This window comes from Brachybacterium sp. P6-10-X1, from assembly GCF_001969445.1.
Lineage (GTDB): Bacteria > Actinomycetota > Actinomycetes > Actinomycetales > Dermabacteraceae > Brachybacterium.
Genome location: NZ_CP017297.1, coordinates 851,045 through 867,157 on the forward strand (window position 1 = coordinate 851,045; position 16,113 = coordinate 867,157).

General features: G+C 69.1%; 14 protein-coding genes and 2 tRNA genes. 7 read left to right on the forward strand and 9 right to left on the reverse strand.

The features are described 5' to 3' along the window. Nucleotides 1-273: 273 nt before the first annotated feature. The 5 genes from aceE (at nucleotide 274) to BH708_RS03865 (ending at nucleotide 6,792) form a co-directional block, all read left to right on the forward strand. On the forward strand, nucleotides 274-3,018 hold the full coding sequence (aceE, locus tag BH708_RS03845) for a pyruvate dehydrogenase (acetyl-transferring), homodimeric type (RefSeq protein WP_076806766.1): 2,745 nt from the start codon (nucleotides 274-276) through the stop codon (nucleotides 3,016-3,018). A 113-nt stretch (nucleotides 3,019-3,131) separates the two neighbouring features. Further along, nucleotides 3,132-4,082, forward strand: a complete 951-nt coding sequence (locus tag BH708_RS03850; RefSeq protein WP_076806768.1) for an ACP S-malonyltransferase — start codon at nucleotides 3,132-3,134, stop codon at nucleotides 4,080-4,082. 2 nt (nucleotides 4,083-4,084) lie between these two features. Continuing rightward, complete coding sequence (locus tag BH708_RS03855) at nucleotides 4,085-5,092, forward strand: beta-ketoacyl-ACP synthase III (protein ID WP_076806770.1); 1,008 nt, start codon at nucleotides 4,085-4,087, stop codon at nucleotides 5,090-5,092. Nucleotides 5,093-5,227: 135 nt separating this feature from the next. Further along, on the forward strand, nucleotides 5,228-5,476 hold the full coding sequence (locus BH708_RS03860; RefSeq protein WP_076806772.1) for an acyl carrier protein: 249 nt from the start codon (nucleotides 5,228-5,230) through the stop codon (nucleotides 5,474-5,476). A 74-nt stretch (nucleotides 5,477-5,550) separates the two neighbouring features. Continuing rightward, on the forward strand, nucleotides 5,551-6,792 hold the full coding sequence (locus tag BH708_RS03865; RefSeq protein WP_076806774.1) for a beta-ketoacyl synthase: 1,242 nt from the start codon (nucleotides 5,551-5,553) through the stop codon (nucleotides 6,790-6,792). Nucleotides 6,793-6,976: 184 nt separating this feature from the next. On the opposite strand, the gene BH708_RS03870 is transcribed toward BH708_RS03865, so the two are convergent. From BH708_RS03870 to BH708_RS03890, 5 genes are all read right to left on the reverse strand, one after another. After that, complete coding sequence (locus tag BH708_RS03870; RefSeq protein ID WP_076806775.1) at nucleotides 6,977-7,468, reverse strand: DUF3145 domain-containing protein; 492 nt, start codon at nucleotides 7,466-7,468, stop codon at nucleotides 6,977-6,979. A 95-nt stretch (nucleotides 7,469-7,563) separates the two neighbouring features. Next, nucleotides 7,564-8,052, reverse strand: coding sequence for a peptide deformylase (locus BH708_RS03875; protein ID WP_076806777.1), 489 nt, complete (start codon nucleotides 8,050-8,052; stop codon nucleotides 7,564-7,566). Next, the gene (locus BH708_RS03880; protein ID WP_076806779.1) at nucleotides 8,049-8,558 is read right to left on the reverse strand and encodes an OsmC family protein; all 510 of its coding nucleotides are present in this window, start codon (nucleotides 8,556-8,558) and stop codon (nucleotides 8,049-8,051) included. Before BH708_RS03880 ends, BH708_RS03875 begins: the two co-directional genes overlap by 4 nt. Before the next feature lie 90 nt (nucleotides 8,559-8,648). Beyond that, nucleotides 8,649-8,723 (reverse strand) — tRNA-Asn (locus tag BH708_RS03885). 116 nt (nucleotides 8,724-8,839) lie between these two features. Continuing rightward, nucleotides 8,840-9,949 carry a LacI family DNA-binding transcriptional regulator gene (locus tag BH708_RS03890; protein WP_253705466.1) on the reverse strand — a complete coding sequence of 370 codons (1,110 nt, stop codon included), beginning with the start codon at nucleotides 9,947-9,949 and terminating at the stop codon, nucleotides 8,840-8,842. A 170-nt stretch (nucleotides 9,950-10,119) separates the two neighbouring features. Here BH708_RS03890 and BH708_RS03895 point away from each other — a divergent pair, with 170 nt between their 5' ends. Both BH708_RS03895 and BH708_RS03900 read left to right on the forward strand, forming a co-directional pair. Further along, complete coding sequence (locus tag BH708_RS03895) at nucleotides 10,120-11,376, forward strand: glycosyl hydrolase (RefSeq protein ID WP_076806780.1); 1,257 nt, start codon at nucleotides 10,120-10,122, stop codon at nucleotides 11,374-11,376. Between the two features lie 87 nt (nucleotides 11,377-11,463). After that, nucleotides 11,464-11,540 (forward strand) — tRNA-Ile (locus BH708_RS03900). A gap of 87 nt (nucleotides 11,541-11,627) precedes the next feature. On the opposite strand, the gene xerC is transcribed toward BH708_RS03900, so the two are convergent. The 4 genes from xerC to BH708_RS03925 all read right to left on the reverse strand — a co-directional run bounded on the left by xerC (nucleotide 11,628) and on the right by BH708_RS03925 (nucleotide 16,112). Then, nucleotides 11,628-12,935 carry a tyrosine recombinase XerC gene (gene xerC / locus BH708_RS03905; protein WP_076806782.1) on the reverse strand — a complete coding sequence of 436 codons (1,308 nt, stop codon included), beginning with the start codon at nucleotides 12,933-12,935 and terminating at the stop codon, nucleotides 11,628-11,630. 408 nt (nucleotides 12,936-13,343) lie between these two features. Further along, nucleotides 13,344-13,628, reverse strand: a complete 285-nt coding sequence (locus BH708_RS03910; RefSeq protein ID WP_076806784.1) for a hypothetical protein — start codon at nucleotides 13,626-13,628, stop codon at nucleotides 13,344-13,346. Nucleotides 13,629-13,701: 73 nt separating this feature from the next. Next, a protein-coding gene (locus tag BH708_RS03915; protein ID WP_253705390.1) for an IS3 family transposase occupies nucleotides 13,702-14,927 on the reverse strand; the annotation gives its coding sequence in 2 pieces (ribosomal slippage) (nucleotides 13,702-14,642 and nucleotides 14,642-14,927; 1,227 coding nt in all). Nucleotides 14,928-15,455: 528 nt separating this feature from the next. After that, on the reverse strand, nucleotides 15,456-16,112 hold the full coding sequence (locus BH708_RS03925) for a hypothetical protein (RefSeq protein WP_076806787.1): 657 nt from the start codon (nucleotides 16,110-16,112) through the stop codon (nucleotides 15,456-15,458). Nucleotide 16,113 lies beyond the last annotated feature (1 nt).

Genomic DNA, 16,113 nt, shown 5'->3' on the forward strand with positions numbered 1-16,113 from the left:
TCGGACGGCTCCCGAGGGGCCGGGACGAGTTGTGCGCGCATGAGTCTATGTCACCCGCCACCCTCACGCACTCCGCGGCGCGGGACGTTCGCCCCGGGGCGCTTCCCGATCCGTCCCGGATGTTCGCCGTCTCACACGTGAGGAGGTCTCGTGAAGGAGTCCAGCAGGCAGTGCGACGGTAGGCTGAACGGAACCCAGGTCGACGGAGCGGTGCCCACCGGCGCCCACTGCTCCTGACGCCGGTCCATCGCCTCCCGTAGAGAGAAGGACAGTGTGAGTTCGCACGAGACCCCTCGTCCCATCGGCATCAACCTGCCCAGTCATGCGCAGGATCCGGACCCGGAGGAGACGCGGGAATGGCTGGACTCGTTCGACGGCCTCGTCGAGCACCGCGGCACGGAGCGCGCCTCCGAGGTGGTCCAGAGCCTCATCCAGCACGCCCGCGACCAGGATCTGCACCTGCCGGACTCGCTGACCACCGACTACGTGAACACGATTCCGGCGGATCACCAGGGGGAGTACCCCGGTGACGCGGACCTCGAGAAGGAACTGCGCAACATCAACCGCTGGAATGCGGCGATGCTCGTCCATCGCGCCCAGCGCCCCGGCGTCTCCGTCGGCGGTCACCTCTCCAGCTACGCCTCCATCGCCACCATGTACGAAGTCGGTTTCAACCACTTCTTCCGCGGTCGCGACCACGAAGGCGGCGGGGACCACATCTTCTTCCAGGGCCACGCCTCCCCCGGCATCTACGCCCGCGCGTATCTGATGGGGCGCCTCGGCCAGGAGGACCTCGACGGGTTCCGTCAGGAGTTCTCCAGCGAGCACGGCATGCCCTCCTACCCGCACCCGCGGGCGATGCAGGACTTCTGGGAGTTCCCCACGGTCTCGATGGGCATCGGCCCGGTCGCCGCGATCGAGCAGGCCTCCTTCGACCGGTATCTCGCGAACCGGGGCCTGAAGGACACCAGCCAGCAGCACACCTGGGCCTTCCTCGGTGACGGGGAGATGGACGAGGTCGAGTCCCGCGGCGCGCTGCACATCGCCGCCAAGGAGCACCTGGACAACCTCACCTTCGTCATCAACTGCAACCTGCAGCGCCTGGACGGTCCCGTGCGCGGCAACGGCAAGATCATCCAGGAGCTGGAGAGCCAGTTCCGCGGTGCCGGCTGGAACGTCATCAAGGTGATCTGGGGCTCCGGGTGGGACCCGCTGCTGGAGCAGTCCACCGACGGTGCCCTCATCGACCTGATGAACGTCACCCCCGACGGCGACTACCAGACCTACCGGGCCGAGAACGGCGCCTTCATCCGCGACAACTTCTTCGGCCGGGACCCGCGCACGAAGGCGCTGGTCGAAGACCTCTCCGACGAGGACATCTGGTGGAAGCTGGGACGCGGCGGCCACGACGCCAGGAAGATCCACGCCGCCTTCCAGGCCGCGATGGACCACAAGGGCAAGCCCACCGTCATCCTCGCCCACACGATCAAGGGCTACCGCCTGGGCACGAACTTCGCGGGCCGCAACGCGACCCACCAGATGAAGAAGTTCACCCTCGAGGACCTCAAGGCCCTGCGGGACACCCTGCACATCCCGGTCAGCGATGAACAGCTGGAATCGGGCAGCGTCTACGACGCCCCGCTGTACAAGCCCGAGGCCGACGCCCCGGTCATGAAGTACCTCTCGTCCCGTCGCTCGGAGCTGGGTGGGCCGATCCCCTCGCGCCGCACCGAGCACACGCCGCTCGAGCTGCCCGGCGACAAGGCCTACGAGGTCACCCGGCGCGGCTCCGGCAAGCAGGAGATCGCCACCACGATGGCGCTGGTGCGTCTGCTCAAGGACCTCATGCGGGACAAGCAGACCGGCAAGCGCTGGGTCCCGATCGTCCCCGACGAGGCCCGCACCTTCGGGATGGACTCGCTGTTCCCGACCGCGAAGATCTACAACCCCGACGGCCAGAACTACATGTCGGTGGACCGTGACCTGCTGCTGGCCTACAAGGAGTCCACCTCCGGCCAGATCAAGCACATGGGCATCAACGAGATCAGCTCCACCGCGGCCTTCACGGCGGCCGGCACCTCGTACGCCACGCATGACTTCCCGATGATCCCGTTCTACATCTTCTACTCGATGTTCGGGTTCCAGCGCACCGGCGACTTCTTCTGGGCAGCCGGCGACCAGATGGCCAAGGGCTTCGTGATCGGCGCGACCGCCGGCAAGACGACCCTGGCCGGCGAGGGCCTCCAGCACATGGACGGCCACTCCCCGATCCTGGCCTACACCAACCCCGGCACGGTCATCTACGACCCCGCCTACGGGTACGAGCTCGGGCACATCATCCGTGACGGCCTGCAGCGCATGTACGGCGAGGACGACCGTCTCCAGGAGGTCTTCTACTACATCACGGTCTACAACGAGCCCCTCGTGCAGCCCGCGGAGCCGGAGGACCTGGACGTGGACGGTCTGCTCAAGGGCATGTACGTCCTCGATCCCGCCGCCGAGGGCGAGGGTCCCGAGGCCCAGCTGCTCGCCTCGGGCGTCGGCGTGCCGTGGGCGCGCCACGCCCGCGAGCTGCTGGCCGAGGACTGGGGCGTGCGCTCCACCGTGTGGTCGGTGACCTCCTGGTCCGAGATGCGCAAGGAGGCCCTGGAGACGGAGGAGCACAACCTCCTGCACCCCGAGGACCAGCGCACCCCGTGGATCACCCAGCGCCTTGACGGCGTGGACGGCCCGTTCGTGGCGACCTCCGACTACGACTACCTGGTCCCGGACCTGATCCGCGAGTGGGTCCCCGGCGCGTACGGCGTGCTCGGGGCCGACGGCTGGGGCTTCTCGGACACCCGCCCCGCCGCCCGTCGTCACCTGAAGATCGACGCGCACTCCATGGTCGTCAAGACCTTGCAGCTGCTCGCCCGCGAGGGCAAGGTCGACCCCTCGGTGGTGCGTCAGGCCCTGGACAAGTACGACCTGAGCAATGTCAACGCGGGCCAGTCCGGCTCGTTCGGCGGCGAGTCCTGATCTCTGCGTCGGGGTGCCCGTGATCCTCGCGGGCACCCCGAAGCCGTCTCCGCCACCCGGCCTCGCCCCGTCCGGGCGGGGCCGTCCCCTCTCCCTCTCCCCTGGAGGTTCCCGTGCTCGCGATCGTCTGCCCCGGCCAAGGGGCCCAGAAGCCCGGCTTCCTGAGCCCATGGCGTGAGCTGCCCGGCGTGGACCAGGCGCTCGCCGCGCTCTCGGACGCCGCCGGAATCGACCTGCTCCGCCATGGAACGCAGTCCGATGCCGACACCATCCGTGACACGGCCGTCGCCCAGCCGCTCCTGGTCGCCGCCGGGATCGTCGCCTCGGCGCAGCTGCGCGCCGAGGGGGACCTGGCGCCCGCCGACGCGATCGCCGGGCACAGCGTCGGCGAGCTGACCGCCTCCGCCCTGTCCGGGGTGCTCACCGATGAGGACGCGATGCGGCTGGTCGCCGTCCGCTCCACGGCGATGGCGCAGGCCGCCGCGGCCGAGCCCACCTCGATGGCGGCCGTGGTCGGCGGCAGCCGCGAGGACGTGCTCGCCGCGATCGAGCGCAACGGCCTGCACGCCGCGAACATCAATTCCGCCCAGCAGGTGGTGGCGGCCGGCTCCGTCGCGGCGATCGCGGCCCTCGGCGAGGACGGCCCGGCGAAGGCCCGGGTGATCCCGCTGCAGGTCGCCGGGGCCTTCCACACCCCGTACATGGCCGGAGCGCGTGAGGAGCTCGCCGACTTCCTCCCCTCGCTGACCGCGAGCGATCCGACCGCACCGCTGATCTCCAACGCCGGCGGCGCCGTGGTCACCGACGGTTCTCGCTACCTCGACCAGATCGTCACCCAGGTCGCCTCCCCCGTCGACTGGGAGGCCTGCATGGCGACCTTGCGCGAGCTCGGCGTGACCGCGATGCTCGAGCTCGCCCCCGCCGGCACGCTCGTCGGCCTGGCCAAGCGCGACCTCAAGGGCATCGCCACCGCGTCCCTGAACACCCCCGACGACCTCGAGTCCGCCCGGGAGCTCGTGCGCGCGCACGCCGGGACCGCACCCACCGAGGACCAGGAGAACTGACCATGACCGCACGCGTCACCCTCCCGCCCCAGCCGACCGTGCCGGGTTCCCGGGTCCTCGCCTACGGCGCCGCCCGCGGCGACCTCGTCGTCCCCAACGACGACCTGGTCGAGCCGATCAACTCCTCCGACGAGTGGATCCGCCAGCGCACCGGGATCATCACCCGCACGCGCGCGAGCAAGGAGGTCGGCGTCCAGGACCTGTCCCTGACCGCCGCCAAGGAGGCCATCGAGCGTTCCGGCATCGAGCTGGACACGCTGGATGCGATCATCGTCTCGACGATCACCTTCCCGTACCAGACCCCGTCGCTCGCGACGCTGCTGGCCGGACAGCTGGGTCGCCCGGACGTCATCGCGTACGACATCTCCGCCGCCTGCGCGGGATTCGCCTACGGCATCGGCCAGGCCGACGCCCTGATCCGTACCGGCAGCGCCCGGAACGTGCTGGTGATCGGCGCGGAGAAGCTCTCCGACGTCGTCGATCCGACCGATCGTTCGATCTCCTTCCTGCTGGGCGATGGCGCAGGGGCCGCGATCGTCGGCGCGAGCGAATCGCCGATGATCGGCCCGACGGTCTGGGGCAGCGACGGCGACCACTGGGACACCATCCGCATGACCGGCTCGCTGGTCCAGTTCCGCGACGGCGAGGGCCCGTGGCCCACGCTCGAGCAGGACGGTCGCACCGTGTTCCGCTGGGCCGTGTGGCACACCGCGGAGAAGATCCGCGAGATGCTCTCGGCGTCCGGGCTCACCGTCGAGGACATCGACGTGTTCGTCCCGCACCAGGCCAACATGCGCATCGTCGACGAGCTGGCCAAGCAGCTGGGGCTCGGCGAGGACGTGGTGATCGGCCGGGACATCGCCGAGACCGGCAACACCTCGGCCGCCTCGATCCCGCTGGCGACGCACCGGCTCATCGAGGAGGGCGCCGCGAAGAGCGGCGACGTCCTGGTGCAGTTCGGTTTCGGTGCCGGGCTGGCCTACGCCGGACAGGTGCTGATCCTGCCCTGAGCGCGCGGCGGTCCCGGCCGCGCTGTCGTCCCTGTCACGCCACAGCGGCCACATCTTCCCCGCTGCCCGAACCGCGCCCCCGGCGCAGGTAGTCTGTCATCGCCACCCGACATCCCGTTCACCTAAGGAGAACCCATGGCACACACCGATAACGAGATCCTCGAGGGCCTCGCCGAGATCGTCAACGAGGAGACCGGTGTCGCCACGGAGGACGTGCAGCTCGACAAGTCCTTCACCGATGACCTCGACATCGACTCCATCTCCATGATGACCATCGTGGTCAACGCCGAGGAGAAGTTCGACGTCCGCATCCCCGACGAAGAGGTCAAGAACCTCGCCACCGTCGGCGACGCCGTCAAGTTCATCACGGGCGCCCAGTCCTGACCCCCGCCTGACGCCCGGGGCCGCTCGCGTCCCGGGCGTCGCCGATCGTCCGCCCATCCGACCCGGAGGTCCGTATGTCCGCTTCCCGCTCCCGTGTCGCCGTCACCGGTCTCGGCACCGTCAACCCGCTCGGCGGTGACGTCGCCTCCACCTGGCAGGCGGCCCTGGCCGGCACGTCCACCGCGCGCACGCTGGACAACGACTGGAAAGAGCAGTACGGCCTGTCCGTGGACTTCGCCTGCCGGCTCCTCCCCGGCGCGCTCGAGAACCTCTCCCGCCCGCAGGCCAAGAAGCTGGACCCCTCGGGCCAGTACTCGATGGTCGCCTCCCGCGAGGCATGGGCCGACGCCGGCGCGCCGGAGGTCGCTCCCGAGCGCCTCGGCGTCGTGGTCGGCACCGGCATCGGGGGGATCTGGACCACGCTGGACCAGTGGGACGTCGTGCGCGAGCGCGGCGCCCGCCGCGTCAACCCCTTCACCGTCCCGATGCTCATGGCCAACTCCTCCAGCGCCCAGATCTCGATGGAGCTGGGAGCCCAGGCCGGGGCGCACACCCCGGTCTCGGCCTGCGCCTCCGGCGCGGAAGCCGTCGCGCTCGGCATGAGCATGATCCGCGACGACCGCGCCGACGTGGTCGTCGTGGGCGGCACCGAGGCGTGCATCCACCCGATGACGCTCGCCGCCTTCGCGAACATCCGCGCGCTCTCGGGCCGGGTCGATGACCCCGAGCACGCATCGCGTCCCTACGACCTGGACCGTGACGGCTTCGTGCTCGGCGAGGGCGCGGCGATCCTGGTGCTGGAGAGCGAGGAACACGCCGCTGCTCGCGGCGCCCGCGTGTACGCCTACGCCGCCGGGCGCGGCATGGCCTCGGACGCCCATCACATCTCCGCCCCGTCCGCGGAGGGACAGGCGCGCGCGGTCCGCGAGGCCGTCGAGGACGCCGACGTGGCCGCGAAGGACGTGGTGCACGTCAATGCCCACGGCACCTCGACGCCGCTGGGGGACATCGGCGAGCTCACTGCCCTCTCGGACGCCCTCGGCGGGGTGACCGATCAGCTCGTGGTGACCTCGACCAAATCGATGACCGGCCACCTCATGGGCGGCGCCGGGGCGCTGGAGTCGGTCTTCTCGACCCTCGCCGCGCATCACCGCGTCTCCCCGCCCACGATCAACATCGAGAACCTCGACCCCGAGGTCCCGGTGCGGATCGCGCAGAACGCCCCGGTGGACCTCCCCTCCGGCGACATCGCGGTGCTGAACAATGCCTTCGGCTTCGGCGGCCACGACATCGCGGCGATCTTCACCAGCGCCTGAGCAGCACGGCGGGGCGGTGCGTCGGGCCCGCCGACCGGCCCCCAGCGAGGGCGACCTCGGGAACCCCTCTTGTCGAGGACGAGGTTCCCGAGGTCGCCCTCGCTCTCGTCGAGATCCCGCTCTGCCGGCATGCGTGGCCGAGGTCCGCCCGTGACGGGCCGTCGAGCCGTCAGCCGCCCGATCGTCAGCCGACGCGGTGCAGCCAGCGCATCGGCACACCCTCGCCGGCGTGGCGGAAGATCTCGAGGTCCTCGTCCCAGGGCTCCCCGAGCGCGATGCCGAGCTCGCGGCGCAGCGCGTGGGGATCCGCCCCCGCCCGCTCCATGCAGCCGCGCACGTGGTCCTCGGTCAACACGATGTTGCCGGCGTGGTCGGTGGCCGCGTGGTGTATGCCGAGGTCGGGGGTGCAGCTCCAGCGGGCACCGTCGCCGGCGGCCGTGGCCTCCTGGGTCACCTCGAAGCGCACTTCGTGCATGCCGCGCAGCGCGCTGACCAGGCGGGCTCCGGTGTCGTCCCGTCCGCGCCAGGTCATCTCCGCGCGCAGCAGGCCGTGGCCGACGTGCTGCTCCTCCCAGCGGATGCGGGAGGGCGTGCCGAGAACTCCGCTCGCGGCCCATTCGATGTGCGGTGCGAGGGCTCGCGGCGCGGAGTGAACATACAGAACGCCCTGAGTCATCTCGTTCCTTCCGGTGTCCGATGCGTCTTCCCCAACGAATCGGTGCTGTCCGGATGGTGCGAGGTGCCGGAGGGCCCCTGTATCTACCGCAGAGCTTAGAGGGTCTCCCTGATCTGGCGCAACGCCTTCTTCTTCACGGAGCGTTCGAGGCCGTCGATGTAGAGCTCCCCGTCGAGATGGGCGACCTCGTGCTGGATGAGTCGTGCGACGATGCCCTCGCCGGCCAGCTCGATCTCCTGGCCGTCCACGTCGGTGCCGATGCAGCGGGCATAGGCGGAACGGGTCCGGGGGAAGAACAGCCCCGGCACGGACAGGCAGCCCTCGTCGTCGTGCTGGAGCTCCTCGGAGAGCTCGACGATGACGGGGTTGATGATGTGCCCGATCCCGCGATCCTCGAGGTTCCAGGAGAAGGCGCGCTGACCGATGCCGATCTGGTTCGCGGCGACGCCGGCGCGCCCCTCGTCGTCCACGGTGTCCTCGAGATCGCGGATCAGGTGGCGGGTGCCGTCGGTGACGGTCCGGATCGGATCGCAGGGGGTGCGCAGCACCGGATCACCGACGATGCGGATCGGGCGGATGCTCATCGCGATTCCTGTCCGGGCTGCTCGGAGCGCTCCGCCTCCGCGCTCGATACCGACGTCTCCTCGGCGCCCAGGACCTGGTGGGAGACCTCGACCCCGGGCACGACGGTGCGCTCGACGGTGCAGCCGGCGGCGACGGCACGGCCGAACACCTTCACGACCGAGGAGATCTCGGCCGCGGTGAGCCCCTCGAGCGGCAGCTGGACCTGCTCGGTGATCTCCGGGTAGCGGTTGTCCTCGTCGGACGTCCCGTGCGCCCACAGGCGCATCTCGAAGTCCTCCCCCAGCCGGCGGGCGAGGTTGATGTCGGAGGTCATGCCGGCGCAGCCGATGAGGGCGAGCTTCAGCAGTTCCCCGGGGCTGATCTCCCCCTCCCCCTTGCCGATGGGGATCTCGACGCCGCGCTGGTTGCGGCCGACGAGAGTGCGATGGCCGGTGCGGTCGGCCCACACGCTCTCGGGGGTGGCCTCCTCGGGAACGGGGAAGCGATCATCGGGGACGGAGGGCATCGTCCAACTCCTTCGCAGCAGCGCATGCGGGCAGGCCAGAGGGCAGAAACAACGCAGCCCCGGGGGGTGTCCCCGGGGCTGCGCCTGGTGTGGCTCCCGCAGTTGGATTCGAACCAACAACCCTTCGATTAACAGTCGAATGCTCTGCCGTTGAGCTATGCGGGATCGACCTCGACAACTTTAGCAGGACCGCACCGAGCCTGCACCCTCGATCACGGCCGCCACCGGCCACTATGACCTATCTAACCTCCCCCGGCGGGCGCTCGGCGGGCGCTCTGCGCTCACCCGGCGGCGGCGTCCGCGACAGCCTGCGCCGCAGGGTCGGTGGAGGCGCGGACCACCAGCTCCGGCTCGAGGGCGCGCACCTCCGGCTCCATCCCGTCGGGCTCGCCGTCGCGCCGACGCGCGGCGGCGATGACCTCGAGCAGCCGGGTGGCGGCGACCCGCCCGTACTCGACGGCGGACCGCCCGATGGCGGTGATCCCCGGGCGGTGCGTGCGCGCCAGCGGAGAGTCCTCGTAACTGGCCACCGCGATGTCGCCCGGGACCTCGACGTCGCTCTCGGCGAGCACATGGGAGCCCGCCAGAGCCATCTCGTCGCTGTCGAAGACGATCGCGGTGGGCGGAGCTTCGACGGTCAGCAGCTCAGCGGTCGCGACGGCCGCGTCCTGGGCGCCGAAGCCCGCGTCCTGCAGCACGCCGTCGATGCCGAGCTCTGTGCAGCGGTCCAGGAAGGCCTGGTCGCGCTGGGAGGTGTGGAGGAACGCGGCGGTGCCGGCGACGCGGGCGATGCGCCGATGCCCGCGCTCGGCGAGGTGGTCCACCAGCAGGTGCGTGGCCTGGGCGTCGTCGACGTAGACCGCCGGCAGCGAGCCGTGATGACCGGGTCCGCCGACGACGAGCGCCGGCTGTCCGAGCTCCTCGAGGGCCGGGATCCGCGCATCGTCCGCACGCAGATCCACCACGACGACGCCGTCGACCCGGCGCTGGGCGAACCAACGGCGGTACGTGTCGATCTCCGCCTCGGGGCCGTCCACGATCTTCATCTGCAGCGAGTAGTCCTGGGCGCTGAGCACCTCCTGCAGGCCCGCGACGAAGGCGCCGAAGAACGCCTCGTTGCCGAGGACCTCCGCGGGCCGGGCCAGCACCATGCCGACCGTCAGCACCGGGGCGCCGGCCAGGGCGCGGGCCGCCGGGGACGGCTCCCAGTCCAGTTCCCGTGCGATCTCCATGATCCGGGTGCGGGTCGCGTCCGAGACGCCGGGCCGGCCGTTGACCGCCAGCGAGACGGCGGCGGAGGTCACGCCGGCTCGGCGTGCGATGTCGGCGATCGTGACGCGCTGTCCGCGGCCGCTCCCGCGCGATGCGGTGCTCTTCCTGGTCGTCATCATCAGTCCCTCCCTCATGGCCTCGGCGCTCCACCGCACGGTACCCCTACTTGACCGCTATAGTAGCACTGGGCCACGGCAGATCCCTGGCCTGTCGCTGCCCCCTGTCCGAACCACTCGCAGTCCCGCTCCGCCTCGACACCGACCCGGCTCCGACCGACCGAAGGACGACGATGTCTTCCCCCGCCTCCGCTTTCTCCTCGGCCCCGCGCTTCGGCGTGAACTACACGCCTCGCGCCGGATGGTTCCACTCCTGGCTCGACCTCGATGCGGATGCGGTCGGCGAGGACCTCCAGGCGATCGCCTCCCTCGGAGCGGACCACGTGCGGATCTTCCCGCTGTGGCCGCTGCTGCAGCCCAATCGCACGCTGATCCGGCCCCGAGGGATCGCGGACGTGCGCACCGTGGTGGACGTTGCCGCCGCAGTCGGGCTCGACGTCGTGGTCGACGCGATCCAGGGCCACCTCTCGAGCTTCGACTTCATCCCCAGCTGGCTGGCCACCTGGCACCGTCGCAACATGTTCACCGACCCCGAGGTGGTAACCGCGACCGCCGAGATGGTGCGATCCCTGGCCGCCGGCGTCGCGGACGCCCCGAACCTCCTGGGGCTCACCCTGGGCAACGAGGTCAACCAGTTCTCGGCCTCCAATCACCCAGACCCGGACGTCACCTCGGTCACCGAGGCCGCGAGCTGGACGAGCACCCTGCTGGAGGCCGCACGGGAGGGAGCGCCGGCGGGCATGCACACCGTCGCCAACTACGACGCCGCATGGTTCATGGACGATCACGCCTTCACCCCGGACCAGTCCGCACGGCTCGGCGATGCCACCGTGGTCCACTCCTGGATCTTCGACGGCACCGGCCAGCGCTACGGGGCCCGCTCCTACGAGGTCGCCCACCGCACCGAGTACTACCTGGAGCTCGCCCGCGCCTTCTCCCCCACCCCGCAGCGGCCGCTGTGGCTGCAGGAGGTCGGCGCGCCCCGCAGCCTCCTCGCCGAGGACGAGGTGCCCTGGTTCGTGCGCAGCACGATCGAGAACTCGCTGTCGTGCCCCGAGCTGTGGGGCGTGACCTGGTGGTGCTCCCACGACGTCTCCCGCTCCTTGGCCGACTTCCCGCCGCTGGAACACACCCTGGGGCTGTTCGACGAGCACGGCAGGATCAAGAACGCCGGCGAGGCCTTCCGCGACGCGGTCGCCGCAGCCCGCGAGACCGCTCCCCCGGCGCTCCGTGGTCGGGCGATCGAGTTCCCGGTGGGCGCGGACGCACTCCTGGATCGCAGCGCCGCGGCGCCGGGCGGATCAGTGTTCGAGGCCTGGATGGATGCCTCCCGCGCCGGAGAGCGCCCGACGGTGCAGGTGGTGCGGGATCGCGCCGAGGTCGTGGCCGGGGACACCCGCACGGGCGGCGCGGCGGCGACACGGGTGTGAGCCCGAGGTAGCCGCATAGGATCCGACATCCGGCCAGGTCACAAGGGGCTGTCGTGGTAAGTTCGTCCGGGCCCCGCCGCGGGCCTCGGCCCAGTAGCTCAGCCGGTCAGAGCAGCGGACTCATAATCCGTCGGTCGCGGGTTCAAGCCCCGCCTGGGCTACCAGAAATAGCTAGTGGCCTGCATCTTCTCTCCGACCACTGGAGAGCCGATGCAGGCCACTATGTGTTTACTCTGTGTTCTGTCCTGGGATCAGGCCGGAACGGGCGCAGGAACGGCACCCGGTAGGGCGAGCTGATCGGCGACACCCAGGACGGCCATGGGCTCACTGTTCCGGTCGGAGTAGGACTTCATGCTGACGGCTTCGGTGTGACCCAGGAAGCGCCCGGCGACGATGGGCGGCACGCCCGCCGCCTTCATCCGCACAGAGACGGTGTGCCGGAAGCCGTGGTACGTCAGCCACGGGAAGCCTGCGCCGTCCAGCGCCGTCCGCACGTCCTTGTTGATGTTGTCGACGTTCGGCACGCGGCCCTTGGGCGAAAGGAAGACGTGAGTGTCCCGGATCTCCTGCACCTTCGAGTCGTGGTGCTTCGGCATCGCGGTCCGCTCCTCCCGGCGACGGCGCAGCATGTCCAGCACCTCCTGGCCCATCAGGGGAATGGTCCGCCGTGAGGCGTCGGACTTCGGGGAGTCGTGCCAGAGGATCCCTCGACCCTTGACGGGCTGGAGGGTCCCGGCGACGGTGAGCGTCGGCTTCTCGGAATCGAGATCGAGGTCCTCCCAGCGGATCGAGACGGCTTCAGCGATGCGCAGACCTTGACTCATCCCCAGCAGGATCAGATCGGCGATGCCCTTCCGCACGGCGTCCTCGTCCTCGTAGACCTTGCGGAAGATGACGGAGGACTCCTCCGGCGAGAGCACCCGATCCTTCTCATGCCGCGCCCCGTTGCCGTGCGTCCGCACTTCCGGCTTCTCCAGCTCCAGCGGCTCCATGAGACGAACGGGGTTCACGCTGACGGCACCGGACATGACGGCTTCGCGGAACACTGCCGACCAGATGGCCTTGCAGTGGTGGACGTGAGAGACCATGCCCTCCTCGGCAAGTCCCTGCGCTTCCTGCATCAGATCCAGCGGCGTGATGTCGGCGACCTGCATGCCCTTGACGAGTGAGGTGGGACGCAGCACGTACGCATTGATGACCTGACGATAGGTGCGCACGGTCGACGGCGAGCGCTTCGGCTTTCCGGCCTCGAGGTTGGCGAGATAGGCCTTGACGCCCTCCTCGAGCGTCCGCTTGCCCAGCTCCGGCGCGGCCGACTTCGATTCCTCCTGCTCCATGCGCTTCGTGATCCTCGTGCGAGCGCGCTCCTTCGAGGTGTCCTCCGCAGTGATCGGACGCGGACGCTTGGACTTGCCGTCCTGGTACAGCACGACAGCCTTCCACTTCGACGGCTTCAGCTTCTCCGCCTTGACCGTCTCCTCCTTGACCCATCGGCCATCTATCAGGCCGGAGAGCTTGACGTCTCCGAACTCTCCTCGCGCCAGCGCCCTACGTGCCATGTCTGCCGTCCTCCTCGTGCGTGCCGTTGATGACGAGGAGACTACGCAAAACACAGAGTCGTTGTCAAGGTTCTAGGCGTTGTTGATGCAGGCCATGTGCTCATCGTCAGCACTGCCGGAGGGGGGGGTGGGGAGGGACCCCTGAACGCACGTTCGACTCCCCCCGGATCGTCATAGAGCCTGAGATCCTGTACAGGTCCCATTGGCCCCGATCCTCGAACACTCTTGCGAACGGACGGGAGGGCCTGGAGGGCCTGGAATGTGTGGACCACCTGCACGAACAGCCCTTGAGGTCCTCTCGAGCATGGCTGGCGGGTGGACTAGTTGCCTACCAGTGGAAGATTTTACCTTCGAAGGTGGGTCAAGGGCGGTGTTGACATGGTGCAAGTAGGGAAGGACTCGGCGAGGTCAGCCTTCCGTGTACTTGGGCCAGGTGTTGTAGCCGATGGCGGGGTCATTCGCTCTCGTGGTCTCGATGAAGTGGCGCTCCAGCGCTCGCACCTCGGCCTCGGTGGCATCCTCCGACTCCCAGAGGATCTCCTTCCGGATGGTCAGGTCTCGGCAGGCTTCCGGTCCCAGATCGGCGGCGATGTAGGCCTTCCTCGGTGAGCCGAAATAGAGGCTGGTCCCGGTGAGGTCCATCCCGACGTAGATCTTCCCGTTCGGGTAGGTGATCCGGTAGACGTGGCGCATGTTGGCAAGCTTGCCACGGTGTCCCCACTGGCCCTAGAACGGCCTGTGAAGCGCCCTGGGTTCCGTTCCGTGGTTAGACGGTCGCGGGCGCGGTCGTCGTGGGGTGAGTGTAGGACGCTTCGACTTCGGCCGGGGTGCGATAGTCGAGTGCTTCGTGCAGGCGCTTCGTGTTCCACCAGGTGACCCAGTCCAGAGTGGCGATCTCGACGGGGGTCGCTGAGGGCCAGGTGCGGCGTCGGTGGATGAGCTCGGCTTTGTAGAGGCCGTTGACGGTCTCAGCCAGGGCGTTGTCGTAGCTGTCTCCGACGGATCCGACCGAGGCCTGGACTCCGGCGGTGATCAGCGCATCGGAGTAGGCCAGCGAGACGTAGTTGCTGCCCCTATCGCTGTGATGGATCAGCCCAGTCCGAGACGCTTCTGCCGGGGAGGTCTGGAGGGCCTGCTCGAGAGCCTGCAGTGGCAGTGCCTCAGTGCGGAGGCTGGTGGCCACTGCCCAGCCGACGATCCTTCGCGTGAAAACGTCCGTGATGAACGCGGTGTAGCAGAACCCGGACGGGATCCGGACGTAGGTGATGTCAGCGACCCAGAGCTGATTCGGTCCGGCAGCCGTGAAGTTCCGCTCGACCAGATCAGGACGACGGTCCAGGCCACCAGCAGGGCTCGTCGTGAACACCTTTCGACCACGGCGTATCCCGCACAGACCAGCAGCTTTCATCAGCCGAGCGGTCTGGTCGCGGCCGACTTCCCATCCGGCACGGCGCATCGCGTGATGCATCTTCCGATACCCGTAGACGCCGTAGTTCTCGGCATGAATCCGACGGATCTCTTCGACGAGCACCTCGTCACGGACCGCTCTGGCCGATGCCGGGCGCTGCTTCGCGGCACGGTATCCGCGAGAGGTGAGGAACCCACGTTCCGTCGCGCCCAGGACGCGGCAGATGGCCTCGACCCCGAAGTGATCGCGATGCCTATCGATGAAGGCGATCATTTCGTCGTGGGGTGGTCGAGTTCCCTGGCGAAAAACACGGAGGCGGCCTTGAGGATCTCGTTGGCCCGCCGGGACTCGGCGAGCTCTCGACGCAGTCTGCGGTTCTCCTCCTCGAGAGACTCCGCGGGGCCGGCCGAGGGCTCGGCTGGCCCGTAGCGGTTGCACCAGATCCTCAGCGTCTCCATGCCAACGCCGAGTTGGGGCGCGACAGCACGGATCGACTCCGATCGTGGGCCACCTTCGAGTGCCTGGCGGTCGTAGACCATGCGCACGGCACGGTCACGCAGCTCCGGACTGAACTTCTTGGGCATACTCCGATTCTCCTTGCTGAGACTCGGAACGGAACCCAGGGCGCTTCACTGGGAACGGCTGAGGGTCTCCCCAGTGCCACTACGCCCTCCCAGGGGCCTCTACGGCGAACCCTCCCGTAGTTCCGGCGATGTTGGGTCTCGTGCTGGACTCTGTCCATCGTCCTCGTCGCCATGAGGACGTGAAGGCTCCGCCTTCAGGTCTGCCGGGAGCGAAGCGGCTTCGCCGCCTTCGTCTCCCTGACGTCCGTTCTGCGCCCTACTCCTGGGCGATCTGTACCCGCGCGAGCCCTCGGCGGTGTCCGCGTAGGGGTGAGGTCGATTCCGGGTGTTCCTGGTCCTGCTACAGGCTCCGTTCCCGTCGCCATTGACGGCGATCTACAGCGGTATGGGGGCTCGGTGGGCCTCGGGTACCCCTGGGCCTTCATGCCGCCGTTCTACGCCGGTGCTGACGGCTCCCCCTGAACGCAAAGGAACGCCCCGCCTCCAGCGGATGCCAGAGACGGGGCGCGTAGGTGGTGCAGGTGGAGATCAGTCGACCACGGGACGATGACGCACACGGCCACCTCGCGTGACGGCCTGCGCTCCGGTCTGCACCTGCTCGAAGGTGTGCAGGACGCGGGTCTCAGGCGGCCGGCGGCGAGCGGGGACGTAGGCCTCGGACTCCCGGCCGACGAGGACTCGGAGCGTCGTGCTGATCGGTGTTCCCGTGATGCCGGACGGCAGGGTGCGGGTCTTGACGGACTCCTGTCGCAGACCGACGACATGGGCCTTGCCGATGCGCACGTCCTCCCAGTGGGGAAGGACCTTCAGTCCCTCGCCGCCCTTGATGGCTCCCTTGCGGAACAGGTCGACCAGATCATGCTCGACGGCATGGCCGTTGCTGTAGTGGGCTCCGGCCACCGTGACGAGGTAGCCGTCAATCTCGGACTCGGAGACCTCGACGCAGCGGATGACCGTCAGCGGCGAGGGCAGGACAACGGGGCTGGAGTGCTCCCCGGCAACGTAGGCCTTGACGGTGCCGGTCTCGTCTCCGCCACGGGTGAACTCTTCGACGGCGGCGAGGACGGCCTCACGGTGGGACTCGGGGATCTCGAGATCCTCGGCGACTGCGAGGACGTTGGACAGATGGTGCATGGGCTTCTCCTGCTCGGTGGTGGAGGACGACGAACGGTTCTTGACGGGCATC